The sequence below is a fragment of the Streptomyces hamibioticus genome, from assembly GCF_047946815.1.
In the GTDB taxonomy this organism is placed as follows: Bacteria; Actinomycetota; Actinomycetes; order Streptomycetales; family Streptomycetaceae; genus Streptomyces.
Map to the genome: position 1 here is coordinate 193236 of NZ_JBKKQY010000001.1, position 23418 is coordinate 216653.

General features: G+C 69.1%; 24 protein-coding genes and 4 pseudogenes. 12 read left to right on the forward strand and 16 right to left on the reverse strand.

What is annotated here, in order from left to right; translation table 11 throughout:
- Positions 1 to 5 precede the first annotated feature (5 nt).
- A complete protein-coding gene (locus tag ACLGIH_RS00795) occupies positions 6 to 641 on the reverse strand; it encodes a J domain-containing protein (RefSeq protein WP_416523249.1) in 636 nt (211 codons plus the stop codon).
- A 434-nt stretch (positions 642 to 1075) separates the two neighbouring features.
- Between ACLGIH_RS00795 and ACLGIH_RS00800 the strand changes: the two genes are divergently transcribed.
- Complete coding sequence (locus tag ACLGIH_RS00800) at positions 1076 to 1228, forward strand: hypothetical protein (RefSeq protein WP_416523250.1); 153 nt, start codon at positions 1076 to 1078, stop codon at positions 1226 to 1228.
- A gap of 850 nt (positions 1229 to 2078) precedes the next feature.
- Here ACLGIH_RS00800 and ACLGIH_RS00805 read toward each other — a convergent pair.
- Complete coding sequence (locus tag ACLGIH_RS00805; RefSeq protein ID WP_416529251.1) at positions 2079 to 2501, reverse strand: Hsp20/alpha crystallin family protein; 423 nt, start codon at positions 2499 to 2501, stop codon at positions 2079 to 2081.
- Between the two features lie 1229 nt (positions 2502 to 3730).
- On the opposite strand from ACLGIH_RS00805, the gene ACLGIH_RS00810 reads away from it, so the two are divergent.
- Entirely contained in the window at positions 3731 to 4615 is an 885-nt protein-coding gene (locus tag ACLGIH_RS00810; protein ID WP_416523251.1) for a universal stress protein, read from the forward strand.
- Positions 4616 to 5111: 496 nt separating this feature from the next.
- Here the strand turns inward: ACLGIH_RS00810 and ACLGIH_RS00815 are convergent, their stop codons facing one another.
- Together ACLGIH_RS00815 and ACLGIH_RS00820 are read right to left on the reverse strand one after the other, a co-directional pair.
- Entirely contained in the window at positions 5112 to 5549 is a 438-nt protein-coding gene (locus ACLGIH_RS00815; RefSeq protein WP_416523252.1) for a DUF2267 domain-containing protein, read from the reverse strand.
- 79 nt (positions 5550 to 5628) lie between these two features.
- Complete coding sequence (locus tag ACLGIH_RS00820; protein ID WP_416529252.1) at positions 5629 to 6024, reverse strand: DUF2267 domain-containing protein; 396 nt, start codon at positions 6022 to 6024, stop codon at positions 5629 to 5631.
- A gap of 404 nt (positions 6025 to 6428) precedes the next feature.
- On the opposite strand from ACLGIH_RS00820, the gene ACLGIH_RS00825 reads away from it, so the two are divergent.
- Entirely contained in the window at positions 6429 to 7082 is a 654-nt protein-coding gene (locus tag ACLGIH_RS00825) for a type III effector protein (RefSeq protein ID WP_416523253.1), read from the forward strand.
- Positions 7083 to 7393: 311 nt separating this feature from the next.
- Here the strand turns inward: ACLGIH_RS00825 and ACLGIH_RS00830 are convergent, their stop codons facing one another.
- The 7 genes from ACLGIH_RS00830 to ACLGIH_RS00860 all read right to left on the reverse strand — a co-directional run bounded on the left by ACLGIH_RS00830 (position 7394) and on the right by ACLGIH_RS00860 (position 14113).
- Positions 7394 to 7888 (reverse strand): hypothetical protein, encoded by a 495-nt coding sequence (locus ACLGIH_RS00830; protein ID WP_416523254.1) that lies wholly within the window; start codon positions 7886 to 7888, stop codon positions 7394 to 7396.
- A gap of 396 nt (positions 7889 to 8284) precedes the next feature.
- Entirely contained in the window at positions 8285 to 8488 is a 204-nt protein-coding gene (locus ACLGIH_RS00835; RefSeq protein WP_416523255.1) for a hypothetical protein, read from the reverse strand.
- A 236-nt stretch (positions 8489 to 8724) separates the two neighbouring features.
- Complete coding sequence (locus tag ACLGIH_RS00840; RefSeq protein ID WP_416523256.1) at positions 8725 to 10914, reverse strand: heavy metal translocating P-type ATPase; 2190 nt, start codon at positions 10912 to 10914, stop codon at positions 8725 to 8727.
- A gap of 2 nt (positions 10915 to 10916) precedes the next feature.
- Positions 10917 to 11228, reverse strand: a complete 312-nt coding sequence (locus ACLGIH_RS00845) for a DUF1490 family protein (RefSeq protein ID WP_416523257.1) — start codon at positions 11226 to 11228, stop codon at positions 10917 to 10919.
- 113 nt (positions 11229 to 11341) lie between these two features.
- Positions 11342 to 12259, reverse strand: coding sequence for a metal ABC transporter permease (locus tag ACLGIH_RS00850; protein ID WP_416523258.1), 918 nt, complete (start codon positions 12257 to 12259; stop codon positions 11342 to 11344).
- Positions 12256 to 13164, reverse strand: a complete 909-nt coding sequence (locus tag ACLGIH_RS00855) for a metal ABC transporter ATP-binding protein (protein WP_416523259.1) — start codon at positions 13162 to 13164, stop codon at positions 12256 to 12258. The genes ACLGIH_RS00850 and ACLGIH_RS00855 overlap by 4 nt, the downstream gene beginning before the upstream one ends.
- Positions 13165 to 13186: 22 nt before the next feature.
- Positions 13187 to 14113 carry a metal ABC transporter solute-binding protein, Zn/Mn family gene (locus tag ACLGIH_RS00860; protein WP_416523260.1) on the reverse strand — a complete coding sequence of 309 codons (927 nt, stop codon included), beginning with the start codon at positions 14111 to 14113 and terminating at the stop codon, positions 13187 to 13189.
- Between the two features lie 302 nt (positions 14114 to 14415).
- On the opposite strand from ACLGIH_RS00860, the gene rpmF reads away from it, so the two are divergent.
- Genes rpmF through ACLGIH_RS00875 form a run of 3 tightly spaced genes read left to right on the forward strand, consistent with a single transcriptional unit; the run spans position 14416 to position 15943 of the window.
- The gene (gene rpmF / locus ACLGIH_RS00865; protein WP_416523261.1) at positions 14416 to 14586 is read left to right on the forward strand and encodes a 50S ribosomal protein L32; all 171 of its coding nucleotides are present in this window, start codon (positions 14416 to 14418) and stop codon (positions 14584 to 14586) included.
- A gap of 6 nt (positions 14587 to 14592) precedes the next feature.
- Positions 14593 to 15732, forward strand: a complete 1140-nt coding sequence (locus ACLGIH_RS00870) for a GTP-binding protein (protein WP_416523262.1) — start codon at positions 14593 to 14595, stop codon at positions 15730 to 15732.
- A gap of 16 nt (positions 15733 to 15748) precedes the next feature.
- Positions 15749 to 15943 carry a hypothetical protein gene (locus ACLGIH_RS00875; protein WP_416523263.1) on the forward strand — a complete coding sequence of 65 codons (195 nt, stop codon included), beginning with the start codon at positions 15749 to 15751 and terminating at the stop codon, positions 15941 to 15943.
- A 241-nt stretch (positions 15944 to 16184) separates the two neighbouring features.
- Here ACLGIH_RS00875 and ACLGIH_RS00880 read toward each other — a convergent pair whose 3' ends face one another.
- Together ACLGIH_RS00880 and ACLGIH_RS00885 are read right to left on the reverse strand one after the other, a co-directional pair.
- Positions 16185 to 16322, reverse strand: a complete 138-nt coding sequence (locus ACLGIH_RS00880) for a hypothetical protein (RefSeq protein WP_416523264.1) — start codon at positions 16320 to 16322, stop codon at positions 16185 to 16187.
- A gap of 340 nt (positions 16323 to 16662) precedes the next feature.
- Positions 16663 to 16917 carry a TOBE domain-containing protein gene (locus ACLGIH_RS00885; RefSeq protein ID WP_416529253.1) on the reverse strand — a complete coding sequence of 85 codons (255 nt, stop codon included), beginning with the start codon at positions 16915 to 16917 and terminating at the stop codon, positions 16663 to 16665.
- Positions 16918 to 17389: 472 nt separating this feature from the next.
- Between ACLGIH_RS00885 and ACLGIH_RS00890 the strand changes: the two are divergent.
- Positions 17390 to 17761 (forward strand): annotated as a pseudogene (locus ACLGIH_RS00890) (FAD-binding oxidoreductase); the annotation flags it as partial.
- Between the two features lie 672 nt (positions 17762 to 18433).
- Here the strand turns inward: ACLGIH_RS00890 and ACLGIH_RS00895 are convergent.
- A complete protein-coding gene (locus tag ACLGIH_RS00895) occupies positions 18434 to 18823 on the reverse strand; it encodes a hypothetical protein (RefSeq protein WP_416529254.1) in 390 nt (129 codons plus the stop codon).
- Between the two features lie 70 nt (positions 18824 to 18893).
- Here ACLGIH_RS00895 and ACLGIH_RS00900 point away from each other — a divergent pair.
- Positions 18894 to 19827, forward strand: a pseudogene (locus ACLGIH_RS00900) (IS982 family transposase).
- Between the two features lie 131 nt (positions 19828 to 19958).
- Positions 19959 to 21242, forward strand: coding sequence for an IS701 family transposase (locus ACLGIH_RS00905; protein ID WP_473246754.1), 1284 nt, complete (start codon positions 19959 to 19961; stop codon positions 21240 to 21242).
- Positions 21243 to 21336: 94 nt separating this feature from the next.
- On the opposite strand, the gene ACLGIH_RS00910 is transcribed toward ACLGIH_RS00905, so the two are convergent.
- Positions 21337 to 21600 carry a hypothetical protein gene (locus tag ACLGIH_RS00910; RefSeq protein ID WP_416523265.1) on the reverse strand — a complete coding sequence of 88 codons (264 nt, stop codon included), beginning with the start codon at positions 21598 to 21600 and terminating at the stop codon, positions 21337 to 21339.
- Positions 21601 to 21870: 270 nt separating this feature from the next.
- Entirely contained in the window at positions 21871 to 22203 is a 333-nt protein-coding gene (locus ACLGIH_RS00915) for a hypothetical protein (protein WP_416523266.1), read from the reverse strand.
- 179 nt (positions 22204 to 22382) lie between these two features.
- On the opposite strand from ACLGIH_RS00915, the gene ACLGIH_RS00920 reads away from it, so the two are divergent.
- The 3 genes and pseudogenes from ACLGIH_RS00920 to ACLGIH_RS00930 all read left to right on the forward strand — a co-directional run.
- Complete coding sequence (locus ACLGIH_RS00920) at positions 22383 to 22508, forward strand: hypothetical protein (protein WP_416523267.1); 126 nt, start codon at positions 22383 to 22385, stop codon at positions 22506 to 22508.
- 231 nt (positions 22509 to 22739) lie between these two features.
- A pseudogene (locus tag ACLGIH_RS00925) lies at positions 22740 to 23066 on the forward strand (alcohol dehydrogenase catalytic domain-containing protein); the annotation flags it as partial.
- Between the two features lie 42 nt (positions 23067 to 23108).
- Positions 23109 to 23358: pseudogene (locus ACLGIH_RS00930) on the forward strand (integrase core domain-containing protein); the annotation flags it as partial.
- Positions 23359 to 23418: the final 60 nt, after the last annotated feature.

Here is a 23418-nt window from a genome sequence, read left to right on the forward strand (position 1 = left end):
CGGGTTCATCCGGACATCGGCTCCCAGCGAACGGGACCCGCGCGCAGTGGCGGCTCCGGGCGTGTGGCTCCGAGCACCACGGTGCAGCGCCGCGCGGGCGGAGCGGCGGCACGCCCAAGGCCAGGCGCCGGCTTGTCTGTCCGCTCGCGGGTCTGGTCGTACGCCGCGCGCAGGGCCGGATCCCGCAGGGTCTCGTACGCCGCCCGTACCTCGCCGAACCGTGTGGCGGTGGCCGCGTCGACGCGAGTGTCAGGGCGAAGTTCCCGTACCCGCGCGCGGAAGGCCGAAGTGATCACTTCAGCCGTTGCCGAGGGATCCACTCCCAGCACTGCATACAAGTTTGTTTCCCGGTCACGCGCCTGCATTCCCGCCACCTCCTCACCCGCTGCGAGCTGTGGTTTCGGGCCCGACTTGCCTATAGCCATGAAATAAAACCTGAGCCATGTCTTGTCAAGGCTGACGAAGTCAAGGACGACAGGGACATCAGAAGCGCTTCGGGGGTGGCAGCTCCGAGGCGAAGAACTGCCGAGAACGGCCGGGCCGCAACGGAGATCAATGAGGTTCTGGCGCGGCCACCGGCCAGGAGCTGGGTGACTCCGCGGCAGCCGCCATCGCGCATGGACCTGCCCGAGCTGATCCATGCCCACACCAGCGGCTGTGCGCCCTGCTATCCATTGGACGCTGCAGGGGCGAGGGCCCCCAGGGCAGTTCTGCGCCCGGTGGGCCCCAAGGGACGGCGGAGCGGGTCCTGCACAGCAGCGGTCTCACTCAATTCCTGTCCGTTCGCCCCTCCCTCGGCACGGCCCTCGTAGCGCCCTGGACTGCACCCACCCATCGGACAGGAGGTGAGGCGCAGTGATCACCGAGCTTGCTGTCGAACGTGTCGAGTGAACCCCCGGCTCGCGCTGGCACCGCTGGAGCGGGGACTACGACGTGAAGCGCGACCAGAACGCCAACACATGAGCGGGGCAGTCAGCGCCGTGATCGACAGCGCAGATGTGAGCTGAGGCATTGCGGGGCAAAGCAGCAACATCCACCATGACCTCGCCAGAAACGTCAAGGAAAGCAGCTCCTCATGGGCGATCATGTGCATGTACGACTCAGCCAGGGCCTGAGTGTGTCGGAGAACGGGGAACTGGTCGAGCACTCCAGCTGCCGCTGCGGAGCCACTTTCACCAAGGCGTTCGACGCCGACGGCGGGGAACCGGAACAGCTGCCCCCGTCCTGACACGGGGCCCGGCGAGCAGCCGCAGCTCACCCCGGGCAGGCCAGAACGTGTTGCCCGATCCATCGTTCCTTCATCACCTCGGCCGGCGCCTACGACGGTGACGCAGCTCGTCCAGGCACCCCACGAACTCCTCACCGCATCCCCGAACCTCGTTGGGCAGCGGCGACGCTTTCCCACAATCGCCGTCGGCGGGATTCCGACGCGTCCAGTGTCGGCGTGCTGCTCGCCCGCCGGGCCTGCCTGGAGGGCTGCGCGGCGGGCACCGCGAGGGAAGCCGACCGGAGCCGGCCAGGGCAGCCCGGCCGCGGGGGTGGGGCGGACGTGGGTGGTGCCCAGCCGAGGAAGAGCCGACAGGGGTGGAGCAGCGCCCGCTTCGCCGACGGCGGCGAAAGCTCCCGCCGGCGCATGGCGTCATATCCAGCGCGGGGGCCTGCGATGCCGGAAATCCATCTTCGCTACCGTCCGCAATCGCGATGCGACCAGCCCTCACCACCGGCCCACGAACCTGCTCGGACAGCAGACTGCCGATATCCGCCTGCCTCGCGTGCCGCTGAGCCGACACCGGTCCGACACCGACGGAACGAGCGAAGAGATCGTCGAGCTCCTCGAAGGGCGAGCGCTCAGCCCCGAACCAGAGGTCATCTCTTACCCCTCTTTGCCGGCTGACCACGCCACTGCCCCATGACGTTGCAGCTGCGTGGTCTGCCCACTGGACCCATGACCCGCGAGGGCGGACGTCTCACGCATGAACGGTTGGCCCCGGGGTGCGGTGTGACGCGTCCTCATTTCCCAAACGGCGAAAGGGCCCCGGGCTGACTGACGCCCAGGGCCCTCGGCAGTGGTTCCTCGATCAGCTGCCCAGCTCCTTGCGGTCGCCGCCTGCGCTGATTGCGATCTTGCGGGGCTTGGCCTGTTCGGCAACCGGGATCCGCAGCTTCAGCACACCCGCCTCGTAGGAGGCTTCGATCCGCTCAGTATCCAGGGTTTCCCCGAGGAACAGCTGTCGGCTGAACGTCCCCGCGGGCCGCTCGGTGACCACCGTGGTCGTGTCCTCGCCGTACGCCGGCTTGCGTTCGGCCTTCACCGTCAGGACGTTGCGCTCGACATCGAGATCGACGGACTCCGGGTCCACCCCTGGCAGATCCAGCTCCACGAAGAACGTGTCACCTTCGCGCCAGGCGTCCATCGGCATCCCGGCCGGGTGCGCGGCCGTGCCCCAGACCCGATCGACGAGCCGGTCAAGCTCACGGAAGGGATCCGTACGCATCAGCATGGCCATCCCTCCTTTTACGTCGTCCCCGTGTCATGAGCTCTACTTCCGATATACCACACCACCAGAAAGTTGACACCTGTCGACTCAACTTTTTTTCTTCGATCTTGGCGGTGATTCACCTGGACGAGTTTGATCCGGCCTGCAAGATCGCTGGGGGCCTGCTCGAGTGCGGGACTGACCAGGCGGCACGACCCGCGCCAGGTCGCCCAAGACAGGAACCGATGCCTTCTCGGCGATATCAGTGAGGTCGGCGTCGGTGGCATCGGCGGTCCAGGGCAGCAGTGCGTGGCAGGTGTCGCAGGCGGGGGCGGCCCTTGGCAGCGGCCGGCATCCGGTTGCGGCCCGCATGTCGGACATGCCCACCATGTGGGCGGGTTTCATCGGCCATGTCCCTTCCACCTCATCCCTTGGGTGCCCGGGAGCGCGGGCGCGGGCCGAATCCATATGCGGTGCCCCCGGCTGGCGATTGGCTGCGCTGGTACGGGCCCTCGTGGAGGGCGATCAGCTGGTGGCCCACCTGACCTGGTCTCTGGCCCTGACCGCAGGGAGACGGGCGGTGCTCGTACTGGTGGGCCCGGTGGCGGACGTGCGGGTCGAACCGTCCTGGTGGCGAGCCCTACGGGCGCCGGGCTGGCACTACCGCTTCCGCCTAGCACGGTGGTGGGCGGGGGGGCTGATGCATGCCAAGGGCCGGGATTGCGTCGCGCTGACCGCAGACGAGCCAGCCCTCGTGGTCGACCTCGAGCACTGGCGCAGCCCGTACGCCCGTACGCCCGTACGCCCGTACGGCGCTGACCGTGCGCGACCCCTACGGATCCGCCGACCTGCTGCGGCATGCGAGGAAAACAAGCGCAACGAGTCGTTCGTCGAGCTCCTCAGGTAGCGCACGTGCTGATGCTCTGCGGGTTGCTACCTGGCAGCAGGCGCGGCTTCTCCGATGGCTCATCGGCCATGAGTCTCATGCTAGGCAACAGCCACGGACGATCCCCGTTCTTACATAGCTGGGGCTGGTGGCGCGGTCGAGCAGTGGTGTAGATAGGGGGGCCTCCCCCGGTCTGGTGGACATTCCGATGCTGGATCTTGACAGCAGAGGAAAGGACCGTGTCACAGCGGCTCGCCCAACGCCAGATCCGCTTCTCACCGACACATCAGGGACGACCTTTGGCGGCGCTCTGAAGGCGCGGGAAAATAAAGACACTGTCCTGGCGCATCTGAAGGCGGTGGGATCGATGACACTGCCCCTGGTCGTAGGCGTCGACGGATCAGAGACCGGCCTCTGGGCTGCCGACTGGGCGGCGGACGAGGCCGCCTTGCACGGGTTGGAGCTGCGCATCGTGCACGCTTCCCTGTGGGAACGCTACGAGGGCCCCGTCTTCGCCCAGTCCGCCGACGTGCCCCCCGAGCGCACCCTGGCCCAAAGCATCGTCGACCGGGCCGCCGAACGAGCTCGGCAGCGTTGTCCGGACCTGAAGATCAGCCTCGACATCCTTCCCGAGGACGCCGAGGCGGCGCTGCTGCGGGAGGCGCGCCACGCAGCCGCCGTCGTGACCGGGTGCCGAGGCAGAGGACCGATCAAGGGCGCGCTGCTGGGCTCGGTCAGCCGCTTCCTGGCAACACATGCCCCCAGCCCGGTGGTCGTGGTCCGTGGTACCCCGCACAACCGGCAAGGAGCCAATGGCCGCATCGTGGTCGGCGTGGGCGATGCCACGGCCTGCTCAGCGGCGATCTGGTTCGCGCTCCGCGAGGCCGAAGCACGACACTGCGCGCTGGACGCCGTACACGTCTGGCGCCGCCCCTCCCACCACCCCCTGGTACATCCGCTGCTCACCGGGGATCCTGCTCACCACTACGCTGATCAGGCAGCCGCCCTGCTGGACGACGCCCTGCACGGCCCGGCCCGCGAACACCCTGACGTACCGGTGCAGCACGTCACCGCCGAGGGCCCTGTCCACCACATCCTGCTCACGCACTCGACTGCGGCCGACCTGCTGGTACTCGGCGCCCCTCGACGCCGCGGGTCTGTCGCCCTGCCTCTCGGTCGTGTGGCGCACGCCGCGCTCCAGCACGCCGACTGCCCGATCGCGGTGGTGCCCCAACGCCCGGCCGCGACCTGAAGCAGCCCATTTCGCAGCGGCACAACACGCACGGTGTCAGCACAGCAGACCATGGAGGTGGCCGACCTGTCCGAGGCAGTGATCTCCACGGTGATCAACAGCGGCGCGGCAGCCTGCTGCCATGCTCGCGGCCTGGTGGCCGTACGGCCTGCCGGCCATCAGCCGAATCGGCCGGTGATGCGGCAGGTCAGCCAGTCTTCCATCCCTTCCTCGTGTCGAAGCGCTCCCACTCCGCGGCCCACTGCGCCATACGCCGCCGCTCCTGCCCCGGCCGAACCACCCAGCACCACGTCGCCCGCACCCGCCGCCGCCAGCACGCCTCCGGATGTCGCGTGAAGCCGGGTCTCCCCGTCGTCTCGGGGAGCGATCGGACAGGACCCGGCCATTCCAGGAATGCGGCGGCATCGCGAACGTTGCCTGGTCAGGCCTGCATGACAGGGTCCGGGAGCATCGGCCCAAGCCTGCCCGGTAGGCCCGCTGCTGTCTTCCCTACGGCTCAGGCTGCAGGGGCGAGTTCGGCACGGCCGAACAAAAGCGCGTAGCCGGAGGGCAAATGACGCAGGATCCGGGTGAGAAGTTCGGGCCCGGCCAAAGCGGCGACGGTGGTGAGGACGGAGCCAGTGTCCCATCGGGTGGGGGCCAGCGGGGCACCGGCACGGTCGGCGAGGTCCTTGACGAAGGCCCACGCGGTGAGCGCCTGGGAGTCGGGAACCTGCTGAGTGAGGATGCGCGCGGCTTCAAGCGGCAGGCGGGCAGCCAGTTCGTCGCGTTCTTCACCCGTCAGCTGGCGCCCCAGTCCGGAAAGGACCAAGCGGACCGCTTCTTCGGCCCGTTCCCGTGTGGGATAGGCGCCTTCATAGCGAACCTTCTCCAGCATCTGCTCGAACGTCATGGCAGGCAGATGCTGGAGCGGTGCACGCCGGTCGGTCATCACTGCGGTCCTTGCCTTTCTCTCGGCGGGATCACGGCGTCGGTGCTCGGCGAGACGCCCGGGCACCGGTTCGTGCGGTTGATCAAAGAGACTGGGGGCGGCCGAAGAGCAGGTCGTATCCTGCGGGAAGCTGGAGCAGGACTTGATGGAGCAGGTCCTCGTCGGCAGCATCGGCGACTGTGCTGAGGACGGCGCTGACATCCCAGGCCGCGGTTTGTTCAGTGGCCCCTTCGATCCAGGCGGATGTCGCCCGGACGAAACGCTCCGGTGACAGCGGCTCCGCGCTTTGCAGCGGATTGAGCAGGATCAGGGCAAATTCCTCCGGCAGACGTGCTGCCAGCTGGGCACGCACGGTGCCGACCAGATGCGCACCCAGCAGAGCGAGTACTACGCGAGCGGCGCGCTCCGCCTCCTTCTGGCTGGCGTACTCGCCGCGTTCCTTCACATGCTCGAGGAATGCTTCGCGTTGCAGGGTCACGTCGGCCGCCACCCTTCATGAGTTCCATGGCAGCGGAGGGCAGGGGGCGAGGCCAGGGTGTCCGCCCTCCGCCGCTTGGTGATTTCCCGGCGCTTGGCACGCTCGTACACCGGGCGAACACCCTGGCGTCGCGGTCTGTCGTGAGGTGCTCGGTGTCCAGCGTGTTGACCAGCACACTCCCGCCGGCCACGCCCAGCGGTCGCTCTGCCCCGGTGCCCGACCCCAGCAGACGCTGAGCCTGTCGGTCGAGTCCTCGGAATGGACCGGTGCACGCCGAGACCACGAGACACCTCCAGAAGACTTCGTAAAGCACCTGCCAATGCGCCTCACAAAACTTGTAACATGTCATCGTTCCGATGACAAGGCCAGTCGTCATCGGAAGGATGACAGCAAGGGAGGTGTCTATGACAGCCGACCAACACGGCTCCGCGGGCTTCGATGCCCAGAACCCAGCCTCGTTCCTCGCCGCGGCGACGGCCCTGGAGAAAATTGATGAGGCCCTGCGCGCCGCCCAGCAGAAGGCCCTCGACACAGCCGACGCAAACGTCAGCCCCGAACAGGTCCTGGATTCCCTACTCCTTCTGCGGCAGGTCCGCGAACAGCTCGCCGGATGGGAAACACCCCTGATCGAAACAGCCCGGCACCTCGGCGCCAGCTGGGCCGACCTCGCCCACGCCCTCGGCGTCGCCAGCCGCCAGGCCGCTGAACGCCGCTATCTGCGTAACCGGCCCGGCCCCACCGGAACCACCGGCGAGCAACGCGTGCAGGCCACCCGCCAACGCCGCGCCGCCGACCGCACCGCCGCGCTCCAAGCCCGCCGCAACGCGGGCGACCTGCGCCGCATCGCCGGCCAGATCACCGCCCTCACCGATCTCCCCTCCTCAGCCCAGACCCCTCTCCAGCAACTGGAAGCAGCCCTTTCCCTCGACGACCCGGCCGCCCTCATTCCGCCCCTCAAGGCCACCCGCCCCCACCTGACCTCCACCCACCCCCAGCTCGCTGCCGAACTCGACACCCTCACGGACCGCGCCACGTCCCCGACACCCGCCCCCGGTTGACCGTGCACAGCACCGTGCCCCCGGACCTCAGGCAAGGCAACGTTGCACTGTCGATACGGCATGCTTCTCTGCCGCACCCAGCATCGAGCCGCTACTGCCCGAGCGCGGGCCGAAGCCGGTCGAGGGTCGTACGCGGGTGCCGGATCGACAGGCGTTGTGCGGGATCCGGTTCGTGCCGCACACCGGCATCCAGTAGGAGTATCTGCCCCAGGAGCTGGGCTTCCGTCCGGGCATGACCTGCCGGTGACGCCTTGCGGCGTGGAACGAAGCCGGCGTGTGGGACCAATTGCACGCGGCGCTGCTGCACCGTTCTACTCCCCTGGCCTCGCCACTGCGAAAGGCCCCGCAGCGGCGGCGACACACGGGGAGATATCCGTTTCCACGCCCGCTGCCGAGCCCTCCTCGCAAAGACGGCCGCCCTTCTCGCGCAGGTCCAGGTAGAAGCGCGTGATCTTGCCATCCTGCTTGAGGTCGTGGATACGTTCGTCGATGTAACCGAGGTCGTTCAGGGTCTTCCTGACCTTGGCGGGGGTGGGTTCCGAAACCGCCTGCAGCGCCTGGACAATGCGTTGTTCGTGCTGGACGCTCGCGCACTGGTCACGGGCGTTCAACTCCGCCGCAGGCCCCGTGAGAGCACCGGGATCGATCGGCTCGGCCGGAGGGGTTTCGCCGGGGGCGAGGGACTCCTTCCCCTTGCCCGCTGGGCCAGTCGGCCTCTTGCCGGACGGGCCCGGCCCGGATTCGGTCTCGGCCTCGGACTCGCCGGTCGAAGAACATGGCTGCGCGACCTTGTGGAGCATCGCCATGAACCCCTTCTGCTTCGGGCTCAACGGGGTAGCGCTCCCCTTGGCACCGACGCTGCTGCCCGGCTTGCTCTGAGACCCACCGTGACTTGAGCTCTCGCTCCCGCAGCCGACAAGCGCCAGGGCAGCCAAAGCGGTTGCCGTACGGACTCGCCGGGGGCGAGTAAGCGGGGTGATCGAAGCGGAGATCCGTGTCATGGACACAGTCTCTGCCCGGTGCCGCACACCCCGCATGAGTAGGCGTACTCATACGCACATGCGCTCATGGAACCCGGTCTGACTGAGGGGTGCCTCCTGAGGTCGCGCCCTGCCCTCCGAGGAGGCGTTGAGGCCGATGATGAGCTCCTCCTGCCCTCCTTGGACGGCGAGGGCAACATTTCCCATCCACCAGAGCAGGGATCACCCGCTGGCGACTTGCTCGGTCTCCTGGACGGCGGCATCGATGTCCTGCTCGGCGGAGAAGCGTCCGAGGCTGAGCCGGAACGCGGAGTGCCCGGTGATGGTCGATGCCCATGGGCTGTCAGGACGTCGCAAGGGTTCTGCCTGCCGGAATGACAGGCTGAGGCCGGGAAAGCCGTGCCGACGCTCGAACTCGTCTGTCATTGCCGCCAGGGTCCCGCAGACTCTGTCTGTCCACGAGGCCAGCCAGGCGGGTGAAAGTGAACGGTCCCCATGAGGCCGGATCATGGCATGAGCCACGGCCGTCCATGAGGTGACCAGCGGCCTTGCACCGCAACGTCAGCGCAATGCCCTGAGTTGTCGGTGAGTGATGAGTTAGCAGGCGGGCTTGAGGAAGGCTTCGCTCTGGCGAGTGTGAGAGGCGGTGGCAGTCCGACCGGTCAGCGGACGCGCCGGTCCTCCAGCGGTGCGGCCGTCACGTGGTCGTCCGTCGTGCGGGGCAGGTGGGGGGTGTGGTTGACCAGGCGGGCCGAGTTGCCGACGACCGCGATGCTGCTCGTGTTGTGCAGCAGGGCGGCAACTACGGGGTTGATGGAGCCGCCGGCGCCGGCGACGAGGCCGAGCAGGTTGACGCCGATGGCCAGGCCGTAGTTCTGGCGGACCACGCGCAGGGTGTGGCGGCTGAGTTCGACGACGGCGGCGACCTGGCGGAGGTCGTTGCCGGCGAGGGCGATGTCGGCGGTCTCCAGGGCGACGTGGGAGGAGTGTTCGCCCATGCTGATCCCGACGTCGGCGAGGGCCAGGGCGGGGGCGTCGTTGGTGCCGTCGCCGACCATGGCGACGGTGTGGCCCTCCGCCTGGAGGTCGCGGATGAGCTGGAGCTTGCCCTCGGGCAGGGCGTGCGCGTGGACTTCGGTGATGCCGAGGGTGTCCGCGACGACCTGAGCGGTCTCGGGGGCGTCGCCGGTGAGCAGGATCAGCCGGGACACGCCGAGGTCGCGGAGCTGGCGGATGACAGTGCTCGCCCCGGCGCGTACGGCGTCCGACACGCCGAGGATGCCGATCAGGTTCTCGTCCTGGGCGATGCAGATGACCGTCTCGCCGCCGGAGCGCAGCCGCTGGGTCCAGCCCTGGGCGTCGTCATCGAGGTCGACGCCGTGCTGGCGCAGCAGGGCGGGGCTGCCCACCAGCAGCCGGGTGCCGTCGAGTTCGGCGCGCATGCCCATGCCCAGGACGACTTCGCACGCCTGGTGGATGGGGACGTGGAGGTGCTGCTGCTCGGTGTGGGCGACGATCGCCTGGGCCAGCGGGTGCCGGGCGTGCAGCTCGCCGGAGGCGGCCAGGCTCAGGACCTCGTCGGCCGTGAACCGGTCGCCGAGGGTGACCACGCTCGTCACCAGGGGCTTGCCGAAGGTCAGGGTGCCGGTCTTGTCGAAGACGACGGCCGTGACCCGGCCGATGCCCTCCAGGTGCGTGCCGCCCTTGATGAGGGTGCCGCGCCGCGCGCCGTTCCCGATGGCCGCGCTGATCGCGGTGGGCGTGGCCAGGCCGGCCGCGCAGGGGCAGGCGATCAGCAGCATCGTCATCGCCCGGCGAGGGTCCCTCGTCACTGCGTACGTCAGTGCCGAGACCGCGAACGAGACCGGAACGAAGCGGCGGGTGAAGCGGCTGGCCACGGTCTGGATCGGTGCCCGGTCGGACTGGGCCTCCTCGACGCGGGTGATGATCCGGCCGACGGTGGTGTCCCGTCCGACCTGTTCCGCTCGGACGGTGAGCGAGCCGGAGGTGACGATTGTCCCGGCGTAGACATGGGTGCCCTGCTGGGCGTAGACGGGCAGGGCCTCACCGGTGACGGCCGCCTGGTCGACCAGGGCCTCTCCGGACAGGACATGTCCGTCGACGGGGATGCGGTGGTGCTCGTACACGGCGACGACGTCGTCCTGCTGCACCTCGTCGAGGGCGATCTCGGCCTCGACGCCGTCCTCGCGTACGACCATGACACGTTCCTCGCCGATCGTGAGCAGTTCCTCGATGGCGCGCCGCGTGCGACGCAGGGTGAGGGTCTGGAGGAACTCGCCGATGTTCAGCAGCCACAGCACGGTGAGCGCGACCACGTTTTCGCGCAGCACGAGTGAGATCAATGTGGCCGCGCTGACCAGAGTGTCCGTACCTGGTGCGCTGCGGCCGCGCAGGGAGCGCAGTGCCCCCCGGAAGAACGGAAGCCCCGTGAAGAGGACGGTGAGCACCCCGCCGAGGCCCGACGAGCCGAAGCGGAAGCGGGGCCTGGCCAGCAGCCGGCGGACCGCCACGATCGCCAGTACGGCGCCGCCGACGGCCAGCCGTGCCAGCTCGCCCGTGGACGAGTCCGGAACGGAGCGGGTCGGTTTGGCGGGCGCGGACGGGGACGGGGCCTCTTCGAGGGCGGCGACCAGCCGGTCGATGTCGAGGAGGTCGGGGGTCATCCAGAGGATGACGCTGCCGGTGCGGGGGAAGATGCGCAGCGCCCGGAAGCCGCTGAGACCGGCCAGCCGCTCGTCGACCAGCCCCGCGCTGCCCGGATGGGCGCGCAGCCACGGTACGGTCAGCCGCACTCGGCCGGCGGCGACCGAGCGCACGGTCACCTCGGACATGATCAGTGCTCGTGGTCGTGTTCGTGGCCCTCGACCGTGACGGCAGACGGCGGTGGCGCCTCCTCGCCCAGGCTCGTCCGGGCCTCCGCGACCATGTCACCGGCCTTGAGCCGCGCCTCCTCGGCCGCCGAGGAAAGCCAGCGCCCGGCGACGATCCCGCCCGCGATGCCGCCGACGACCGCTTTGCGCGCCGCCGGCGTGCCGTCCGGCAGCCGCTTGGAGAGACCTTTGATGATCAGGCCGCCCATCACTCCGGAGGCTGCGTAGTGGGCCAGTCGGCCGGCTACGGCACCAGCGACAGCCATGGGGTTCATGAGCCGCTCCTTCCGGATCGGCGTCGGGCTCTGCCCGGCGGCGGACGCTTCGCCCAGGGACCGGAGAGGCTCGGCATGCGCCATGTGAGCCTTGTGGTGTCACGGCCCCACCTTCAGTCTGCGCCCACGGGGCGCGCTCCGGCGAGTCGGCCGACCCGCTTCGAGCCGTGAAGGCGGCAGGTGAGATAGATCAGGAAGGAGACGGTCGTGACGTAGGGGGAGACGGGGACACTGCTACCGATGGAGAGCAGCATCCCGCCCTCCATCGCAACGAGCGCGAAGACAACGCTCAGCAGGGGCAGGAGCACGGCCGAGGCCGTGACCCGCGCCGCCGCCGCAGCGGGCGTGACGAGCAGCGAAAGCACCAGCAACGCCCCCACGATCTGCACACACAGGGCCACCGCGAGCCCGAGCACCAGCATGAACCCGAGGGACAGCGCACGCACGGGCACCCCACGGGCCTCGGCCACCTCCGGGTCGACGCTGGCGAACGTCAGCGGCCTCCACACCACCGCCAGGGCCAGGAGCACCACCGCGGACGTACCGGCGAGCCAGGCGAGCTGCGGGCTGTCGACCGCGATGATCTGACCGGTCAGCAGGCCGAACTTGTTCGCCGCCCGGCCCTCGTAGAGCGACAGGAACAGCACGCCCAGACCAAGGCCGAAGGGCAGGATGATGCCGATCACGGAGTTGCGGTCCCGGGCCCGGACGCCGAGGACGCCGATCGCGGCGGCCGCCAGCAGGGACCCGACGATGGACCCTGCCACCACGTTCACGCCCAGCAGCAGGGCCGCGGCGGCGCCCGCGAAGGACAGCTCGCTGATCCCGTGCACGGCGAACGGCAGATCGCGCATGATCACGAAGACTCCGGCCAGCCCGCCCACGAGTCCGAGCAGGACGCCGGCGACGAGGGAGCCCTGGACCAGGCCCAGCAGTTCGCCGTAGTCACCGAAGTCGAAGACCTCCTGCCACAGACCCCGCTCGTCGTCGCGCGCGGTGGTCGCGCCGGCGAGCTTCCCGCGTACGGTCATGCCCGTCCGCCCTCACCGGAAGCCGCCGCGTCCGCACCAGTGCCGTTCGGGCCGTTCCCGTGGTTGTGCGGCACGGCCCCGTCGGGCACGCCGACGACCACTACGCGTCCCCCGACGTGGACGACATCGACTCGCGTCCCGTACAGCTCCGTCAGGGCGGAGCTGGTCATGACTTCCTCCGGCGGGCCGACCCGGAACCCTGCTGGAGCCAGGTACAGGACCCGGTCCGCCATCCCCAGCACGGGGTTGATCTCGTGTGTCACGAACACGACGACGGTGCCGGCGGACCGCCGGCGTCCGTCGATGAGGGTTGTCACGGCGCGCTGGTACTGGAGATCCAAGGAGAGCAACGGCTCGTCGCACAGCAGGACGCCCGGGTCTGTGGCGAGCGCCTGGGCGACGCGGACCCGCTGCTGCTCGCCCCCGGAGAGCCGGCCGAAGGGTACGTCCGCGAACGGCGCCGCCCCGACCGCCTCCAGGAGCTCGTCGGCGCGGCGGCGGTCCGCGCGGCGACTGGGCCACGGAACCCACCGGTGCCCGTCCACACCGAGCCGTACCACGTCACGCGCCCGCACAAGGGTGTGCGCGGGCAGGGACCTGTGCTGCGGGATGTATCCGATGTGCCGTCCGGCGTGCCCGGCGGCATGGCCGAACACCGTGAGCGAGCCCTCGGTGAGCCGGCGCCGGCCAAGGATCACCCGCAGCAGGCTGGTCTTGCCGGAGCCGTTCGGGCCCAGCACGGCCAGGAACTCGCCGGACCGTACCTCAAGGTCGAGCCCGTGCCACAGCATCCGGCCGCCGTAGGCGAGCGTCCCGCCCAGCATGCTGATCACCGGGGCGGCGCGGCCTGCGTCACCGCGGGCGGCGCGGCGGGAGAGCGGCGCGAGGGCCTCCGTACGATCCATGGCATGTCCGTGGCGGTGTCTGCTAGGTGTCCAGGGCGTGCCCGAGCGCATCGACGTTGCCGGTCATCCAGGCGACGTAGTCCTCGCCCGGGGGCAGGGTCTCGGTGACGGGGACCACGGGGACGCCGTTGTCCCGGGCGGCCCGCTCCACCCTCTCAGTCTGGGAACTCGGCGTCTGCTCGTTGAGGACCAGCGCTTCGGCCTTCCCGTCGGCGAACAGGCCGAGCGTCTCCCGCAGGACCCGCGCGGAGACCTCGTCGCCCTCCTCGACGGCCTCGCTGAAGTCCGGCGGCGTCACGTTCCGCAGCCCGCACGCCTCGACCATGTACAGCGGGACCGGTTCGGTGACGGCGACGGCAGTGCCCCCGTGCTCCTTCTTGATCCGCGCCTCCGCGGCACGGACGGTCTGCAGGTCCTCCTTGAACTCGATGGCGTTCTTCCGGAAGGCGTCGGCGTCCGCCGGGGCGGCCTTCGCCAGGGCGTCGGCGACACGCTCGGCCAGCCGGGCCATGGTGGGCATGTCGTACCAGACATGCTCGTTGTACTCGCCGCCGTCGTCCGAGACCTTGCCGGACACCTCCACGGCGGTGATGACCTCGGCCGAGGAGTTGCCGGCGCCGCGCAGCATCTTGCCCATGAAGTCGTCGTAGCCGCCGCCGTTCTCAACGACGACCTTCGCCCGGGACAGCTCCAGCTGGTTGCGCGTCTCCGCCTCGTACTCGTGCGGGTCCTGCGCCGGATCACTGATGATCGAGACGACCTTGACCCGGTCCCCGCCCACGTGCTCGACGACATCCCCGTACACGTTGATGGAGGCGACCACCGGAACGGCGGCCGATGTGGGGGCCTCGCGGGAAGAGGGAGACGCTTCCACAGCACCGCAGCCGCACAGCAGAACCAGTGCAACCCCGGCAACGAGCCCCGGGCTGCGGCCTGAGAACGCTTGCATGAAGGGTCCTCTCGCCGAGCCAAGCAAAACCGTCGTCACACGATTGTCCCCCCGCCTGCCCGGCCCTTCCACCGGAGCAGGTGGCGATGACGGCGGCCCGAGGAGCCCGCAGGCAGGACCTTCGCCGCGCCAGGCCCTGCCACACACCGTGAACCGCCCTGCGGTCACAGGCCGGTGGAGCGAGGCGATCCGGAAGCACACGAAACGCTCCTCTGCCCCCGGGCGACGCCGAGCACCGAGTCGTAATGACAACCATTTTCAGATACTGTCTGCCGTGCTCACCGAACACACCGGAGGTCCTCATGGCCGTACCCAAACGCAGGATGTCGCGCAGCGACACCCGGCACCGTCGCGCGCAGTGGAAGGCCACGACGCCGCAGCTGGTGACGGTCACGGTGGACGGCGTTCCGTACCGCGTCCCCCAGCGGCTGGCCAAGGCGTACGAGCGCGGACTGCTCCGCCCCGAAGGCTGACCCGGCATGACCCACGCCCCCGCGCGGCGCCTTCCCGTCACCGTCCTGTCGGGATTCCTCGGCGCCGGAAAGACCACCCTGCTCAACCACGTCCTCAAAAACCGCGAGGGTCTGCGCGTCGCCGTCATCGTCAACGACATGAGCGAGGTCAACATCGACGCCGCCCTGGTGCGCGGCGGCGAGGCCGCCCTGTCGCGCACCGAGGAACGCCTGGTCGAGATGACCAACGGGTGCATCTGCTGCACCCTTCGCGACGACCTGCTGGAGGAAGTGGACCGGCTGGCGCGCGAGGGGCGCTTCGACTACCTCCTCATCGAGTCCTCCGGCATCTCCGAGCCCATGCCGGTGGCGGCCACCTTCGCCTTCGCCCGCGACGACGGTGCCACCCTCGGCGACCTGGCCCGGTTGGACACCATGGCCACGGTCGTGGACGCCGCCAACTTCCTGCCCGAGCTGGCCGGAGGTGACGAACTGGCCGAACGGGGCCTGGACCAGTACGAGAACGACGAACGCACGGTCAGCGACCTGCTGATGTGCCAGATCGAGTTCGCCGACGTCATCGTCCTCAACAAGCTCGACCTCGTCGACGCCGCGTCCGCCGACCGGCTGCGGGCCACCTTGGCACGGCTCAACCCCGCCGCCCGCGTGGTGCCGGCCGTGCGGGGCCGCGTACCGGTCGGCGAGGTCCTGGGCACCGGCCGTTTCGACCTGGAGCGGGCGCAACAGGCCCCGGGGTGGGTCAGAGAACTCAACGGCGACCACGTTCCCGAGACGGAGGAGTACGGCATCTCCTCGACCGTCTTCCGCTCCCAAGTCCCCTTTCACCCCAGGCGGTTGTGGACGTTCGTGACGGAGGCATTGGACAGCGGCGCCTACGGGCAGGTTCTCAGGTCCAAGGGCTTCTTCACCCTCGCCAGCCGACCCCGTGTGACGGGACTGTGGTCACAGGCCGGTTCGGTGGCGCGCTTCGAGCCTTCCTCCGCTCGTGACACCGACAGCCCTTACGCCCAGGAACTCGTCTTCATCGGAACCCAGTTGGAAGCGGAGCCGTTGCGGACGGCCCTGACCGGCTGCCTCATGCGGGAAGGCGAGGCCCTGCCCGCTTCCGACCCCTTCCCCACCTGGGACACCGGGCCGACAACGTAGCGGCGACAAAGGGGCGATGACCGACCACCGCCGCCAGTTGGGCACCGGCCCCATCCGCACCGTCGCCGAGACGGACGACGATCCGCCTCCGGCGCCGCGTGCCCAGCTCGCCGCCGAGCGTCTGCCCGCTGCCCCGGCCGTCACCGAGCCGAGTGCTGCGCGGCCTCGCTCCGGACGCCGGGTCCTGGGCGCCGGCCCCGCCAGGCGGTGACAACCTGCCCCACACGAAGATGACTGCGGGCGGCATCCCCGCCGTGGGGATGCCGCCCGCATGGTCGGCCTTTTAGGCGGTGGCCGGGTCGTTGTGACTGAGCGTCGCAGTTGGCCAGTTGAGCGTGCGTGTGGTGCGAGTTCGCGGTCTGGGCCGCCGTGGCCGTCCCGGGGTGATGGGCGCCGGCCCCGTCATGCCTGCGCGTACGGGCCCTCGGTCGCCATCGTGTTCTGCATCGCCGTCAGCTTACGGACAAGAGGATGGCGAGTACGCCGGTGATCACGGTGACCAGGTCGGCGGCGATCCCGAGCAATCCCGCCGAGAGCAGTTCGTCCACGGTCTCGGCCACCACGTAGGTCTTGCTGGAGACTCGGCCCATGATAACCGCTAGGACCCAGACCACACACCAGGAGGTCAGCAAGGCCCTTCGGGGAGCGCAGCACACCCAGGGGCACCGGCGGAGCCGCGTGGGCAGGCCCGCCGGGGTAGGGGTGGGCCTGGCAAGGCGCTGGGCCTGGCTGCGGGTGAGGCCGCGGAGGCCGCTGTGAGCCGGGCGTGCTGAAGGACATGACGGTGGCCCCCACGGGAACGGATGACATGCGGACGCCCCCGCCCGGTGGGCGGAGGCCCCGGAGAAGACATGCCGGTCCCATGCGCGGAGTCCAGACGGTTTCCGCTGGCCAGAACGTATGGAGATCGGCGGACCGGGTCGGCCCCGCTCAGAGCGGGACCAGGGTCGTCTCGGTCGCCTTCACCCCGGCCCACACCACCGCCCCGTCAGCGAGGCCCCATTCGGTCGCCGCATCCAGGGTGATCTCCGCAACCAGGTCCCGCGCGCATTCCGGCTGCTGAGGCGATCTCCGCCATGCGCCGACGGGCTTTCTGGTACGACTCGGCGTGGCCGGGCTGCTTCTGCGATCAGCGAGCGTGAGCCTCCTCAGGCCACCCCAGTACTCAACTGGCCAAGAACACAGCGCTCACCGGCCAACTGGAGCGTTCAGTCACAGTCGTGATGTGACTGAGCGCTCCAGTTGGCGGATGAGTGCTGTAGTTGGCGGCTGAGCGTGGTACTTGGCGGAGCCCTCGGCCGAGCGAATCCGCCTGCCCCCCGGAACCTTGTGCGCAGTTTCCGACTCCTCTAGCCTCCTGGGGTCGCTTCTCCGTCCATCTGGGACAACCGAAGGCTCTCCGCCCGAAACCCTCATCACCGGGAACCGGAGCCACCGTGGCCAGTAACGACACCCCCCACACTCCCCGCCCGTCTACGGGCGACCTCCAGCTCTGGACGCTGCGGTGAGCGCGCTGGCCCGTCCATCGGACGACATTGTCGGGCAGTTGCGATCTGCGCTCGGATCCGGGGTGCGCACGCCTGAAACCGCGGCGTACGAGAATGCTCTGGCGAAGGTTTTCTTTCCCGAGGCCGCCCGTCGACGACCTGTGTGCGTCGTGGCGCCCCGCACGGTCGACGATGTCGCGACCGTTATCAGGGTAGCGACGGCGGCGGGAGTCCGGGTGACGGTGCGTGGCGGCGGTCTGAGCTCGAACTGCGTCGCCGACGGAGCCGTCATGCTGGACCTCTCGGAGCACCTGGATGCCGCCCGTCCGGACGGAGACCGAGTGGTCGTCGACGGTGGGGCAACCATGGCCACCATGCTCGGGGCCCTCGCCCCGGCAGGCCGTGGCGTGCCGGTCGGCGTCCTCGGCCACACCGGTCTGGGCATGGCCACCCGAGGGGGCGTCGGCTATCTGACGAGGTCCCTGGGGCTCACCCTCGATCATCTTGTCGGGGTCGAGCTCGTACTCCCGTCCGGTGACGTCGTCCACCTCTCGGAGCGGAGCTCGGGCGAGGAAGCCGACCTGTGGTGGGCAGTCCGGGGCTGCGCGCCTTCCGTCGGGGTGGTCACCTCCGCGGTGTTCCGGACGCACGAGATCGGCCCGGTCTGGGTCGACCGGGCGGTGGTGCGCCCGGATGCGCTCGCCACCTATTTCCGGGTTGCTCCCGAGCTCCCGCGAGACACCACCATGAGCGCGGTCCTCGGCTACACCTCCCCCTCGCCGGACGAGCCGGTCCTGTTCGTCTACACCGCGTGCGCGAGCCAGCAAGACGGTGCCATCAGTCTGGCCAGGTCGGCGGCCTCCGCCGTCGTCGCCGGCGCGGGCTCGTTGCCGTTCTACCGCTCAGAGACGTCCGGCCGTTATCTGGCCGGGCTACCCGAATTCGCCATCCCCGGCGCCGGCAGCGCCGAGCCCGAACCGATCCGGCTGCCCCGGCCGGGTGACGGTCCGCGTGGTTCGTTCTTCGGCAAAGCGGCCTTTACCGGTCCCACTCTCGACGCCGTGATTGCCGACGCCCTCGCGGAGCGGATCCGCGCCGCACCCACGCGAGCTTGCCGCATCGACTTCCAACACACCGGCGGAGCACTGGCCGACATCGGCGACACCGCCACCGCGTTCTGGTCCGGCCCTGGTTGTCGAGGTGGCAGCGGGCGGTCAGGCGTCAGGGTCGACTTCGGGGTGCGTGAACCGTACGGGCTTGCCCAGCGACCGGGCGTAGGCGATCTCGGCTCGGGTGCTGTCTCCGATGTAGTCGCCGACTACGAGCACCTCATCAGCGAGCCGGATCTTCGCCCGGTGCAGATCGTCGAGTCGCACCTTCAGCGCCTCGGCCTCGACAGGATCGGACCAGAGTTCGTGCGGCGACTTCATGTCACAGCCCGGTTTGACGACGATCTTTCCGGCTTTGGTCTCCCGCAGATCGGCATCTGTCATCTCGGTCATGAAGCGGGTGGAGCCGCAGATCACGACGATACGCGGGAGGCTCAACAGCTTCTTCGCGTCGGCGAGCTTCTCCTCAGGGGTGAGCAGTTTCGGGTATGACACTGGTTCCTCCTGGTGGTGTGGTCCAAGGGGTGCCTGCGGAGACGAGAACGAGGGTGTCCAAGATCGTTTTGTGACGAACGACGTGGACACCCTCGCGACAGCACTCTATGCGACGACCGACGACATGCTGAAGGAGCATCCCGACCTGGCGCCGTGGCGCCCGCCGGTCGGCACTACGCCCCGCCTGAGCGATGCCGAACTGGTCACCTCGCCACGATGCAGGCCATACTCGGCTACACCTCCGAGGTCAAATGGCTCCGCCATGCCCGTACCCACCTGCGCCACCTCTTCCCCTACCTGCCCCAGCAGCCCGGCTACGACAAGCGGCTGCGCAAGGCCGCCGGTCTGATGCGAAGCGTCAACCGGATTCTGGCCACCACCACCTCGGCGCGGAGCGACGACGTATGGGTCGTGGACTCCACCCCGATGGAATGCGGCCGCGCCCGCGAGACCGCCAAACGCTCCGACCTGGCAGGTTGGGCCGAATACGGCTACTGCGCCAGCCACAGCCGCGTTCTTCTGGGGCCTGCGCCTGCACCTGGTCCGCACCCTTCAGGGCCTGCCCATCGCCTTCACCCTGACCGCGGGGCCAAGGCCGACGAACGCGAAACCCTCCTCGACCTCCTGGCAGCCGAATGCGAGCTTCTGCAAGAGCGCCCCGACAGACTTTCATCGGCGACAAGAACTACTGCGGCCGTGGTTTCGAACGCGAACTGTCCGATCATGGAGTCCAGTTGCTGCGGCCTGCCCGTAAAGGTGTACGGGAACGGCCTGGCGCAGCCCTGTTCAAGCCGCTGCGACAGATCATCGAATCGATCAACGAGACCTTCAAGGGACAGCTTGACCTCGACCGGCACCGAGGGAGCACACCCGGAGGTGTCATAGCCCGCGCCATGCAACGCATCCTCGCGCTGACCGCCGCGACCTGGCACAACGACGCCACCGGACAAATCGCCCTACGATCACTGACCCTTTGGAATAGATCATCTAGTACTCCAGTCTGACTTTGCGATCTTGTGGCCGTACCCGGCGGGGAACGGGTACGGCCACCGCGTGATCATCGGTTGGTGTGTGGACAAACGAAGATCGTGCGGTGGCCGCTGGCCATAGCGTAGACCCCGCCCGCTGGCGGGCAATGTTCGACCAGGCCATGGCCCGGATCGCGGGCCGGTTCGGCCGAGTTGAGCCGAGGGCGAGCGCCCGCTCCTATCTGCTCGGACTACTGTCTTGCGTCGAGCGGAAGAACTGCTGGCGGCTGGCCGAACAGGCTGGTCACGCGCGGCCGGGGCCGATGCAGCGGCTGCTGCGCTACGCCCGCTGGGACGTCGATGCCGTCCGCGACGACATCCGCGCCTACGCCGTCGAACACCTCGGCACCGACGGTGGTGTCCTCATCGTGGACGAGACCGGTTTCGTGAAGAAGGGCCATGCCTCGGCGGGAGTGCAACGCCAGTACACCGGCACCGCGGGACGCATCGAGAACTCCCAGGTCGGGGTCTTCCTCGCCTACGCCACCAACCGGGGGCGGACGCTGATCGACCGCAGGCTCTACCTGCCCGAACACTCCTGGTGCGCTGACGTCGAGCGCCGCCACGCCGCCGGGATACCCGACGAAGTGCAGTTCCAGACCAAACCCCGCCTGGCCTGGGAGATGATCGCCGCCGCTCTGAAGGCCGGGGTGAAGGCACGGTGGGTGACCGGCGACGAAGCCTACGGGCAGGACCCACAGCTTCGCGCCGCCCTGGAAGCCCGCGGCACCGGCTACGTTATGGCCGTCGCCTGCTCGACACGAGTACGGATCAACCACGGCCGCACCACCGTCCGCGCGGACACCGTCGCCGGCCGCCTGCCCGCCACCGCCTGGCAGCGGCACAGCGCCGGAGCCGGTGCGAAAGGCCCTCGATACTACGACTGGGCCTGGGTCCACATCGGCACCAGCAGCCACCGCCACCTGTTGATCCGCCGCAACCGCACCACCGGCGAACTCGCCTTCTATCTGTGCTGGTCACCCGCCACGGTCACCCTCGCGGAACTGGTCCGTGTCGCCGGTGTCCGCTGGAGCGTCGAGGAGTGCTTCCAGGCCGCCAAGGGCCAGGTCGGACTCGACCACTACCAGGTCCGTAACTGGACCTCGTGGCACCGGCACATCACCCTCGCCATGCTCGCCCTGGCCTTCCTGACCGCCGTCGCCGCAAGCTCGGCGCCCCAGCGCCCCGCCCAGTCAACCCGTCCCACCCGCGGCCACCCGCCGATCAGGCTGACCGTCCCGGAGATCCGCCACCTACTTGCCGCCGTCTTCACCCCACCAACCGTGTCAGCGGCCAAGCTGCTGCACTGGTCCGACTGGCGGCGACAACACCAGGCGACAGCCCGCCGCAGCCACTACCGACGACGCTCCGGCGACGAACCGACTGGATAGATCACGAAACCGCACTGGAGTACTAGGCGAGATGTAATTCCGTAAGGGGGGCCGCCGCGCGCACGGTGGGCCGTCTTTGCGAATCACGCGCAGGTCAAGGTAGGCAGACCAGGGCGGTGACCAGTAGGCGATGCAGCCTTCGTTCTTCAGGGCGGGGCGGGTCGATGTAGCGCATCTGCGCCTCCGTTCTGCACCTCCACCCCGACGCTCCCACCCACTGCACCACCGTCCGAGTGATGACCTGAGTCGCCTCCTTGCCGGTCAGGCCGGTGAAGGAGAAGCCGGTCTCGGACAGGTACGTGCGTAAGGAGACAGCAAGGGTCTCGGACTCCCGGGCCTCCGTCGGTCCATGGGCCATCCGGTGGTTCTCCGCTCGCCCACTGACAACGGCCGGGGAATGACGGTGATCATCGCCGGGACGCCGGGGGCGGGGCGCTGCCGCCCGATGGCGGTGACGGCGCGTTGCCTTGCGTGCCGCTGAGGCTTTGCTGGTCGCTGGTTCCCACAGCGGGCGGGCAAGCCCGGTTCCGTCGCAGTGGAAGCTGAACAACTGGCTCGTCCGCGCCGTCACCGCCCCATCCGGCGACGAGATCTTCACCGATGAGAAGCCCGGACGCGGACAGGCCTTCTATGGGCTCCCGGGCTCGCCACCCGCGTCCACGGTGTCCTTGGTGACCAGCCTCCCGCCGGAGTAGCACAACCGGTAAAGGTCGACCTCCTCCAGGAGGTTGCTGTTCGAGCGGTAGAACTCGCAGGTGGTCCCGGGCGTGTCGGGAGCGTACGGGAAGGGCCGCGCCGGCAGGAGGCGCGTCAGCTCCGCGCGCGGGGCGCCGACCCGGAGTTCCTGGTAGGCCAGGTACGCGGCGCTGGGCAGGAAGACTGCCGCCGCCGCGGCGGGAACCGCGAAGACGGCCGCGAAGCGCCGACGGGCGATGCGGCGGATGCGAGCGCGTCGCCGCACCGATTCGGGCGCGGCGCAGGCGTTCGCCGTACCGCCGGCCGGGTCCGGCAGGTCGGCGAGCCCGTCCGAGCCAGCTTGCGTCGCCTACGCGCCCGGCCTGGTCTCCGTCGGGCGGGAGGCGTTCGACCGCTCTGCCGCGAGCACCAGTCCGAACAGCTTCTCCTGTGGGTGGAGGTGTGATGCGGAAGGGTCGCGGCGACCTCGAAGCCGCCTTCGTACGGACCGGCGCGCAAGGCGCCACCCAGGACCTCCACCCGCTCGCGCAACCCGGCCAGACCGTGGTTCCCGCCCACCGCGAGGGGTGACGGCCCCGCCGGCGACTCCAAGTTGACGACCCGTACGCGTGTGGCGTCGCCGGTGTGCGCGATGCCGACCCGGACAGCGCTGCCCGGCACATGCTTGTCGGATCACCGCGCGTATCGCCGTTCTCAGCGATCAACAGGCGGCACTCGACGCCTACCTGCAAGAGGCCCGCCGTACTGATCTCTGACCGCCGCTTGACCTTGACGTAAGTGTGAGACTCCTACGTTCAGTACATGGAGATCAACGAGCAGGACAATGCTGAGCAGACTGTACGAGCACTGGTCCAGTGGTCACATCGGGGACCGAAGGCACTGACCCTCACGACCGATCGCCGCCGCCCCACCCCGGGGCGCGACGAGTACCTGATCCGCGTGGGCGCCGCCGGGGTCGACTTCGCGGATGTCATGCAGACGCACGGAACTTACGGAGGCGGGCCGCAGGCGCCCTATGTGGCGGGTTTCGAAGCCGCCGGCGAGATCGTGGGCGTCGGCCCGGACGTCGAGAGCCCGCTTCAGCTCGGCACCCACGTCGTCGGGGCTGGCCCGGGCGCCTTCACGCAGTACATGACGACTACCGCGCCGACGCGTTTCGCCCAGGCCAGGCTCGGATCACGTCACCAGCGCATCACGCCGTACACGCCTCGCCACAACGGCAAGGTGGAGCGCTGCAACCGGATGATCGCCGAAGAGTTCCTCTACGCCCGTAGCTGGCTCTCCGAAGATCAACGCCGCGACTCCCTCGGCGTCTGGAACAGCCACTACAACTGCCACCGACCCACGGTGCAGCAGGAGGTCAACCGCCGGCCCGGCGACTACGCGTAGGGTAACCAACGTCCTGGCCTCATACATCTAGTTCCGTACCTGATCCAACCCGCCAACCTGACGAGTTCGTGGACGGAAAGCGGTGAGACGT

Coding starts and splice junctions, on each gene's coding strand:
- ACLGIH_RS00880 (WP_416523264.1), bottom strand. CDS start 16,322: ATGGGCCGAGTCTCCAGCAAGACCTACGTGGTGGCCGAGACCGTGGAC.
- ACLGIH_RS00795 (WP_416523249.1), bottom strand. CDS start 641: ATGGATCAGCTCGGGCAGGTCCATGCGCGATGGCGGCTGCCGCGGAGT.
- ACLGIH_RS00850 (WP_416523258.1), bottom strand. CDS start 12,259: ATGACCGTACGCGGGAAGCTCGCCGGCGCGACCACCGCGCGCGACGAC.
- ACLGIH_RS00845 (WP_416523257.1), bottom strand. CDS start 11,228: ATGAACCCCATGGCTGTCGCTGGTGCCGTAGCCGGCCGACTGGCCCAC.
- ACLGIH_RS00800 (WP_416523250.1), top strand. CDS start 1,076: ATGGGCGATCATGTGCATGTACGACTCAGCCAGGGCCTGAGTGTGTCG.
- ACLGIH_RS00905 (WP_473246754.1), top strand. CDS start 19,959: ATGTTCGACCAGGCCATGGCCCGGATCGCGGGCCGGTTCGGCCGAGTT.
- ACLGIH_RS00875 (WP_416523263.1), top strand. CDS start 15,749: ATGACCGACCACCGCCGCCAGTTGGGCACCGGCCCCATCCGCACCGTC.
- ACLGIH_RS00840 (WP_416523256.1), bottom strand. CDS start 10,914: ATGTCCGAGGTGACCGTGCGCTCGGTCGCCGCCGGCCGAGTGCGGCTG.
- ACLGIH_RS00870 (WP_416523262.1), top strand. CDS start 14,593: ATGACCCACGCCCCCGCGCGGCGCCTTCCCGTCACCGTCCTGTCGGGA.
- ACLGIH_RS00830 (WP_416523254.1), bottom strand. CDS start 7,888: ATGGCGATGCTCCACAAGGTCGCGCAGCCATGTTCTTCGACCGGCGAG.
- ACLGIH_RS00910 (WP_416523265.1), bottom strand. CDS start 21,600: ATGGCCCATGGACCGACGGAGGCCCGGGAGTCCGAGACCCTTGCTGTC.
- ACLGIH_RS00810 (WP_416523251.1), top strand. CDS start 3,731: ATGACACTGCCCCTGGTCGTAGGCGTCGACGGATCAGAGACCGGCCTC.
- ACLGIH_RS00920 (WP_416523267.1), top strand. CDS start 22,383: ATGCGGAAGGGTCGCGGCGACCTCGAAGCCGCCTTCGTACGGACCGGC.
- ACLGIH_RS00825 (WP_416523253.1), top strand. CDS start 6,429: ATGACAGCCGACCAACACGGCTCCGCGGGCTTCGATGCCCAGAACCCA.
- ACLGIH_RS00835 (WP_416523255.1), bottom strand. CDS start 8,488: ATGACAGACGAGTTCGAGCGTCGGCACGGCTTTCCCGGCCTCAGCCTG.
- ACLGIH_RS00855 (WP_416523259.1), bottom strand. CDS start 13,164: ATGGATCGTACGGAGGCCCTCGCGCCGCTCTCCCGCCGCGCCGCCCGC.
- ACLGIH_RS00805 (WP_416529251.1), bottom strand. CDS start 2,501: ATGCTGATGCGTACGGATCCCTTCCGTGAGCTTGACCGGCTCGTCGAT.
- ACLGIH_RS00860 (WP_416523260.1), bottom strand. CDS start 14,113: ATGCAAGCGTTCTCAGGCCGCAGCCCGGGGCTCGTTGCCGGGGTTGCA.
- rpmF (WP_416523261.1), top strand. CDS start 14,416: ATGGCCGTACCCAAACGCAGGATGTCGCGCAGCGACACCCGGCACCGT.